Below are 7530 nucleotides of genomic sequence, written 5' to 3'. Positions count from 1 at the left end.
GGCGCGGGCTCTGCCCGCGCCTGCCCGGCCCAACGGGAGGAGATGTTTCGCAGGAAACGTCGACGACGGGCGGGAGCGCCCTGTCGTTCTTATTTGTCCAGAGAGCGGGCGATGAGTTCTTTCATGATCTCATTGGTGCCGCCATAGATGGTCTGTACCCGCGCATCCGCGTAAAGCCGCGCAATTGGGTATTCCATCATGAATCCATAACCGCCAAACAGCTGGAGGCATTCGCCCATGATTTCATTCTGAATTTCGCTACCCCAGTATTTCGCCATCGACGCCGTGGCCGCATCCAGCGTACCCGCCTGCAGCTGAGCCAGACAATCGTTAAGGAAGCTGCGGAGAACCTCGGCTTTGGTCTTGCACTCCGCAAGCTTGAAGCGCGTGTTCTGAAAATCCATCACGCGCTGACCAAAGGCCTTACGCTCTTGCGCGTAGCGCACCGTCTCGGCAATGGCGAAATCAATCGAACCCAGCGCGATCAGAGCAATCGTCAGCCGCTCCCAGGGCAGCTGCTTCATCATCTGATAAAAGCCCTGACCTTCTTCCGCGCCAATCAGGTTGGTCATTGGCACTTTGACGTCCTCAAAGAAAAGCTCGGCCGTGTCGTTGGCCTTCATGCCCAGCTTCTTGAGGTTGCGTCCCTTGCGGAAACCATCGGCGCCCTCGGTCTCGACCGCGATCAGCGACACGCCCTTAGAGCCTTGCGACTTGTCGGTTTTGGCCGCCACAAGGATCAGGTCAGCCGACTGGCCATTGGTGATAAAGATCTTCGAGCCGTTCAGGCGGTAGGAATTGCCGTCCTTATCTGCGGTGGTGCGGATCGCCTGTACGTCCGACCCGGTGCCGGGTTCAGTCATGGCCAGCGCGCCGACCATCTCGCCCGAGGCCAGTTTCGGCAGCCATTTCTGCTTTTGCTCTTCGCTGCCATAAGCCGTCAGATAGTGGATCACGATCGACTGGATCGGATAGCCCCAGCCGCAATTGCCGTGCGACGACTGGGCATAAAGAGTGACCGCGTCAAACCCCAGATCCCCGCCAACGCCGCCATGTTCCTCTGCGATCGAGCCAGCCATCAGGCCCATCTCACCGGCTTTTTGCCAGAATGCGCGGTCGACCATCCCCTGATCATTCCAACGCTCTTCGTTGGGGACCAGTTCGTCCTGCATGAACCGATCCGCCATTTCGGCGAACATGCGGTGTTCTTCAGTGACCCAGCTTGCAGAGCTTGTAAACAAAGACATCAAGTGTCCTCCCGTTTCAATTTCTCAGGAAGTTACTCTTCGTCTCGCTGCAATCCAATGCGCCAAAAGACGCTGCAACGCAACGTCTTTCAGACTTTTTCCCACCCGGGCAGCGCGCTTTCCAATAGAGTCAGCGCCGCGTCTTTAGCATCACGCGCCGGGTCGCAGCTTTTCAACAACACAGCGGACACGATAGCACCTTCTTTCAGGATCAATATCTGACAGCCCAGCTTTTCGGGATCAGCCGCACCGGCGGCGCGGGCCAAGTCGGTGAAATACTCCAACAACAGGCGCTTGTGCTCGGCCGCCTGAACGTGGATCGGGTGATCCTTATCCTGATATTCAGCCCCTGCCTTGATGAACATGCAGCCGCGATATCCGTCTTCCTGAAACCATTCAGCCAGTGCATCGAAACTGGCCAACAGCTTTTGCGCCGGCGTTTGGCCCAGCGCATCGATCCGCTGATAAAACCAAGTGCGAAAGTTCTCGTCTCTCAGCTGCAGGGCCGCGACGATCAACTCTTCCTTGGTCCGGAAGTGTTTGTACATCGAGGTCTTTGAGACGCCCGTTTCCGCCACCAGCTTGTCCATACCAGTGGCGTGAAACCCGTCCCTGTAAAAGACCTGCAGCGCATTGCGGACAAGTTCGTCGCGTTTGTTGGGGCGCATGATTCGGCTCCTGAGTGTACTGATCAGTACATAATTGTAGCCGCGTCCCGCGACAAGGTTACACGAAATCCAACGTCAACAGCCTTGAAAAGAAGCCGATTTAGCGTCGGTCGCAAAGTTTTTTCACTTTGAGACTTGCAAAAGTTTACCGATCAGTACACATTCTCTTCAAGATGTACCGATCAGTAAACTTAGGAGCTTTACAATGAAACGCCGCACCAGCCCGTTTTCCCCTCAGTACGTCCCGTTCCTGTTGACACTTGCGATGCTTGCCGCCGCGCTGACCTGAAAGATCAAGACATGAGCCGACCCTCTCTGCCCCCCTTCACCCTGGAAACTGCTACACAAAAAGTGCGCATGGCTGAAAATGGCTGGAATAGCCGCGACCCCGATCTGGTAACGCCCGCTTATACCGAGGACAGCCAATGGCGAAACCGCGCTGAATTCCTATCGGGACACAAAGACATCCATGCCTTCCTGACCCGCAAATGGAACAAAGAACTGGACTACCGTCTCATCAAGGAACTCTGGGCCTTTTCCGGCAACCGGATTGCTGTGCGCTATGCGTATGAATGGCACGACGACAGCGGCCAATGGTTCCGGTCTTATGGCAATGAGAATTGGGAATTTGCCGAAGATGGCCGGATGGCCAAGCGCCATGCGTCGCTGAACGACCTGCCGATTGCCGAGGAAGACCGGTTGTTCCGCTGGCCTCAAGGCCCACGGCCCGAAGATCACCCCGGCCTGTCTGATCTGGGCCTGTAGAAAGGATCGCCCATGCCCCGCGCCTTTTCCGAATTGACCTTCACCCCGGCGGTTCTGGCCCATCAGGAGCGGATGGGATCAGCAAGGACCTATGCCAAGTTCATCGAAGACGGGCCGCAGCAAGGGCACCAGATCGGTCCGGCAGAGAAAGCGTTTATCGAGGCGCGGGACGGGTTTTACCAATCTACAGTGTCCGAGACCGGCTGGCCCTATGTACAATATCGCGGCGGGCCGATTGGGTTCCTGCGCGTTCTGGGGCCCACGACTATCGGCTACGCCGATTTTTCGGGCAACAAGCAATATATCTCGCGCGGGAATCTGGACGGGAATGACCGGGTAGCGATGATCCTGATGGACTACGCCAACCAACGCCGGTTGAAAATATTGGGTCGGGTAGAGTTCACCGAGGGCGAAGCCGCCGCCGCCAGCCTCTGTCCCGATGGGGCCGAAGCACCGGCCGAACGCGCCGCGATCATCCGGGTGGAGGGGCTGGACTGGAACTGCCCCCGACACATCACGCCGCGCTTTACAGAGGCCGAATTGCGCCCGCATCTGAACACGCTTGGCCAGCAATTGGCGCAGCTTCAGGCCGAGAACGAAAAGTTAAGGCAAGAGCTGGCACAAAGATCTTGAACCGACCCGAAAGGTCTCAGCGAGTTTAGGAATGGAAAAACTGTCAATGCTACGCACGACACTCAACCTCACCGGCCTGTGCCTTTTGGGCCTGCTGGCTTGCGTATCGGTCCTGATGCTGGGCTTTTTTGCCTCGCCCGAAGCGGTGCGCGCAGCGCCGCCTGCGCAGTATAACTCGCTGTTGTTGCAAGCCTTGCCCCAGCGCTGAGCCACAATGCATGGCGGGTATGCGGCATAAACCCTTGACCTTCCCGTGACTGGAACCCCCACTTAGAGGGCAACAGCAGATCAGGATGAGTCGGATGACCACCGCACATGAAACCCGGTTGAACATCACAGGAATGGGCTGCGCATCCTGCGTGGGGCGCGTGGAAGCGGCCTTGCAAGGCGTCGCGGGCGTGTCCGAGGCAACGGTGAATTTCGCGGCCGCGACGGCGCAGGTCGCGTACGACGGCCCCCTCAGCGATGTAACGCAAGCGCTGCAGGCTGCGGGGTATCCGGCTGCAACAGCCGATGTCACGATGAAAATCGACCAGATGAGCTGCGCCTCTTGTGTGAACCGGGTCGAGCGTGTGTTGCGCACCGACCCCGCCGTGATCGCAGCGGATGTGAACTTGGCCACCGAAAGCGCAACGATCCGCTATGTAGAGGGCGCGACAGACCCTGCCTCGCTTGCAAAACTGGCGGGCGATGCAGGGTATCCGGCGCATATCGCCCAGACGGACGAGACCTCCGCCGACAAGGCACATGAGGCCACGGCACTGACCCGCACGACTTTGATCGCGGCAGCGCTGGCCTTGCCCGTATTTGTCCTTGAAATGGGCGGACACATGATCCCCGCCTTTCATCATTGGGTACATCAGACCATAGGATTGCAGGCCAGCCACCTGATCCAATTCGCCCTGACCTCGGCCTTGTTGGTCGGACCGGGCCGGGTGTTTTACGTCAAGGGTATTCCGTCGCTGCTGCGGCGCGCACCGGATATGAATGCGCTGGTTGCAATGGGTACGGGCGCGGCGTATCTGTACTCGGTCATCGCCACTTTCGCGCCAGGCCTCTTACCGCAAGGCAGCGCGAATGTGTATTTCGAGGCTGCCTCGGTCATCGTTGTCCTCATCCTTCTGGGCCGCGCGATGGAGGCGCGGGCCAAAGGCCGCACCGGCGCTGCGATCCGCAAGCTGGTAGGCCTGCAGCCAAAAACCGCGCGCGTCGAACAGGGCAACACCACCGTGGACCGCCCGATTTCCCAGATCAACGTCGGCGACGTCCTGCAAATCCGCCCAGGCGAGCGGGTTCCGGTAGATGCCGTGGTGCTGGGCGGCACGTCCTATGTCGATGAAAGCATGATCAGCGGCGAGCCCGTCCCGGTTGGTAAAGCCCCCGACGATCAGGTGGTGGGCGGCACGGTAAACGGCACCGGCGCACTGCGCGTGCGTGCGGCGCGGGTCGGGGCCGATACGGTTCTGGCGCAGGTGATCCGGATGGTTGAACAGGCGCAGGGGGCCAAGCTGCCAATTCAGGGGCTGGTCGACAAGATTACCGCGTGGTTTGTGCCTGCCGTGCTGGCTGTTGCACTGTTGACCATTGCGATCTGGCTGATCTTCGGACCAGCACCTGCCCTGCCGATGGCGCTGGTCACGGGGGTTTCGGTCCTGATCATTGCCTGCCCCTGCGCGATGGGTCTGGCGACGCCAACTTCGATCATGGTCGGCACCGGGCGCGCGGCTGAGTTGGGTGTTCTGTTCCGTAAGGGCGATGCGCTGCAACAGTTGCAACAGGCCAAAGTTGTGGCCTTGGACAAGACCGGTACTCTGACCATGGGCCGGCCCGAGCTGGAAAGTGTCACCACCGTCAACGGGTTCGATCGCGACGACGTGTTGCGCCTGGCCGCTGCGGTGGAATCGCGGTCCGAGCACCCCGTCGCCACCGCCATCACGCGCGCCGGGCCTGCGGACTTGCCGCAGCCAACAGAATTCACATCTCAGACCGGGCTGGGCGTCCGGGCCGTGGTTGAAGGGCGCGAGGTGGTGATCGGTTCTCCCCGGCTGATGGACCGGAACGGGGTGGATTTGTCGGGCCTGACGCCCGAGGCAGATCAGCGCGCCGCCGCAGGGGCCACGCCTTTGTTTGTGGCGATTGACGGTCAGGCTGCGGCTTTGCTGACGGTGTCGGACCCCGTCAAACCCGGCACGATTGAGGCTCTGGACAGGCTGCACGCGATGGGCCTGACACTTGCCATGGTCACGGGGGACAACGCCCGCACAGCGCAGGCGCTGGCCGATAAGCTGGGCATCGACCACGTGACCGCCGAGGTGCTGCCCGATGGCAAGTTGCAGGCGATCAATGCTCTACGCGACCAATTTGGCGCGCTGGCCTTTGTGGGCGATGGCATCAACGACGCCCCTGCGCTGGCCGCTGCCGACACCGGCGTGGCGATTGGAACCGGCACGGATGTGGCGATTGAAACCGCCGATGTCGTGCTGATGTCCGGCGATCTGCGCGGTGTGGCCAATGCCGTTGAGATCAGCCGCCGGACGATGCGCAACATCCGTCAGAACCTGGTTTGGGCCTTCGGGTACAACACCCTTTTGATCCCGGTGGCGGCGGGCGCTTTGTATCCCCTTGGCGGACCGCTGCTGTCCCCGGCTTTGGCAGCAGGAGCGATGGCCTTGTCCAGCGTCTTTGTCGTCACCAACGCCCTGCGCTTGCGACGGGTGCGGGCCAGCCTGCCCGAACGGGACATGAAACACCAAACTCAGGCGGTGGCCTCATGAATATCGGAGACGTGTCGACCCAGACGGGCCTGCCCGCCAAAACGATCCGGTACTATGAAGACATCGGGCTAGTCAAACCGCTGCGGGACGACAACGGGTATCGGGTATTTCGCAGCCAGGACGTGCACAAGCTGAACTTTCTGGGCCGCGCTCGCGCCTTAGGGTTCACCATCGAAGACTGCCGAACCCTGATGGCACTTTATGAGGACGAAACCCGCGCCAGCGCGGATGTCAAAAAGGTCGCCCGGGCACATCTCGCGCAGATCGAGGCCAAGATCGCCGATCTGAACGCCATGCGGGATACGCTGGGCCATCTGGTAGAGGCCTGTGCCGGAGACGACCGTCCAGATTGTCCGATCCTGCAAGATTTGGGCGGCAAACCATAGCGCAGGGTTGCCCTTTTCGCGCAGCTTTGCTTTGTCTCTGCTAAACATTCCGATCTGCTGCACTAGGTGGGTATCGGACAGCAGAGAGGATCTCCACATGGCAAAAGTCGCGTTTTTGGGTTTGGGTGTAATGGGCTATCCGATGGCTGGTCATTTGCAAGCCGCCGGTCACGACGTCACCGTATATAATCGCACCACAGCCAAAGCTGAGGCTTGGGTCGCCCAGCATGTGGGCTCGATGGCGGCGACACCACGCGAAGCAGCTGAGGGGGCGGCCTTTGTCATGGCCTGCGTCGGCAATGACGACGATCTGCGCATGGTCTGCAATGGCCCGGACGGCGCGTTTCACGGCATGTCCGAAGGGTCGATATTTGTTGATCACACAACCGTATCCGCCAAAGTCACGCGTGAGCTTTACGAGGCCGGGAAAGCCGCAGGTATTGCGTTTGTTGACGCTCCGATCTCAGGCGGTCAGGCGGGGGCTGAGAATGGGGTCTTGTCAATCATGTGCGGCGCAGATCAGGCGGCTTATGATGCGGCAGAACCGGTGATGCAGGTCTATTCCAAAATCTGTCGCCGTATCGGCGAAAGCGGCGCAGGTCAGATGACCAAGATGTGCAACCAGATTGCCATTGCCGGATTGGTGCAAGGTCTGAGCGAGGCGCTGCATTTCGCGGAAAAGGCCGGGTTGGACGGGCGATCGGTTGTTGAAGTGATCAGCCAGGGGGCGGCCGGCAGCTGGCAGATGGCCAATCGCTATGAGACGATGCTGGACGATCATTTCGACCATGGTTTTGCTGTCGACTGGATGCGCAAGGATCTGGGGATTTGCCTTGATACCGCGGATGAGACCGGAGCCTCGCTGCCGGTGACAGCCTTGGTCGATCAGTTCTACAAGGATGTGCAGAAACTGGGCGGGGGGCGGTGGGATACGTCCTCGCTGATCAAGCGGTTGCGCGCTTTGGGGTGATCGGGAAAGGGGGGCTGTCTGCCCCCCCATCGCGCCAGGGCGCGATTCCCCCCGAGGATATTTTTGGCCAGATGAAGAGGATCCCGT

General features: G+C 60.0%; 8 protein-coding genes. 6 read left to right on the top strand and 2 right to left on the bottom strand.

Annotated elements, in window-relative coordinates:
* Positions 1 to 89 precede the first annotated feature (89 nt).
* Both ACR0CA_RS12945 and ACR0CA_RS12940 read right to left on the bottom strand, forming a co-directional pair.
* A complete protein-coding gene (locus ACR0CA_RS12945) occupies positions 90 to 1247 on the bottom strand; it encodes an acyl-CoA dehydrogenase family protein (protein ID WP_480899423.1) in 1158 nt (385 codons plus the stop codon).
* 89 nt (positions 1248 to 1336) lie between these two features.
* Entirely contained in the window at positions 1337 to 1915 is a 579-nt protein-coding gene (locus tag ACR0CA_RS12940) for a TetR/AcrR family transcriptional regulator (protein ID WP_480899422.1), read from the bottom strand.
* A 300-nt stretch (positions 1916 to 2215) separates the two neighbouring features.
* On the opposite strand from ACR0CA_RS12940, the gene ACR0CA_RS12935 reads away from it, so the two are divergent.
* From ACR0CA_RS12935 to ACR0CA_RS12910, 6 genes are all read left to right on the top strand, one after another.
* On the top strand, positions 2216 to 2680 hold the full coding sequence (locus ACR0CA_RS12935; RefSeq protein WP_480899420.1) for a nuclear transport factor 2 family protein: 465 nt from the start codon (positions 2216 to 2218) through the stop codon (positions 2678 to 2680).
* Positions 2681 to 2692: 12 nt separating this feature from the next.
* Positions 2693 to 3313 (top strand): pyridoxamine 5'-phosphate oxidase family protein, encoded by a 621-nt coding sequence (locus tag ACR0CA_RS12930; protein WP_480899418.1) that lies wholly within the window; start codon positions 2693 to 2695, stop codon positions 3311 to 3313.
* A gap of 31 nt (positions 3314 to 3344) precedes the next feature.
* On the top strand, positions 3345 to 3521 hold the full coding sequence (locus ACR0CA_RS12925) for a hypothetical protein (RefSeq protein WP_170773835.1): 177 nt from the start codon (positions 3345 to 3347) through the stop codon (positions 3519 to 3521).
* A gap of 94 nt (positions 3522 to 3615) precedes the next feature.
* Positions 3616 to 6087 (top strand): heavy metal translocating P-type ATPase, encoded by a 2472-nt coding sequence (locus ACR0CA_RS12920; protein ID WP_480899416.1) that lies wholly within the window; start codon positions 3616 to 3618, stop codon positions 6085 to 6087.
* Entirely contained in the window at positions 6084 to 6473 is a 390-nt protein-coding gene (cueR, locus tag ACR0CA_RS12915; RefSeq protein ID WP_170773831.1) for a Cu(I)-responsive transcriptional regulator, read from the top strand. The genes ACR0CA_RS12920 and cueR overlap by 4 nt, the downstream gene beginning before the upstream one ends.
* A 52-nt stretch (positions 6474 to 6525) precedes the next feature.
* Positions 6526 to 7443, top strand: a complete 918-nt coding sequence (locus ACR0CA_RS12910) for an NAD(P)-dependent oxidoreductase (protein ID WP_480899431.1) — start codon at positions 6526 to 6528, stop codon at positions 7441 to 7443.
* Positions 7444 to 7530 lie beyond the last annotated feature (87 nt).

The organism is Ruegeria sp. F12 (assembly GCF_056533885.1).
This window is presented reverse-complemented; position numbering and strand designations above follow the sequence as displayed.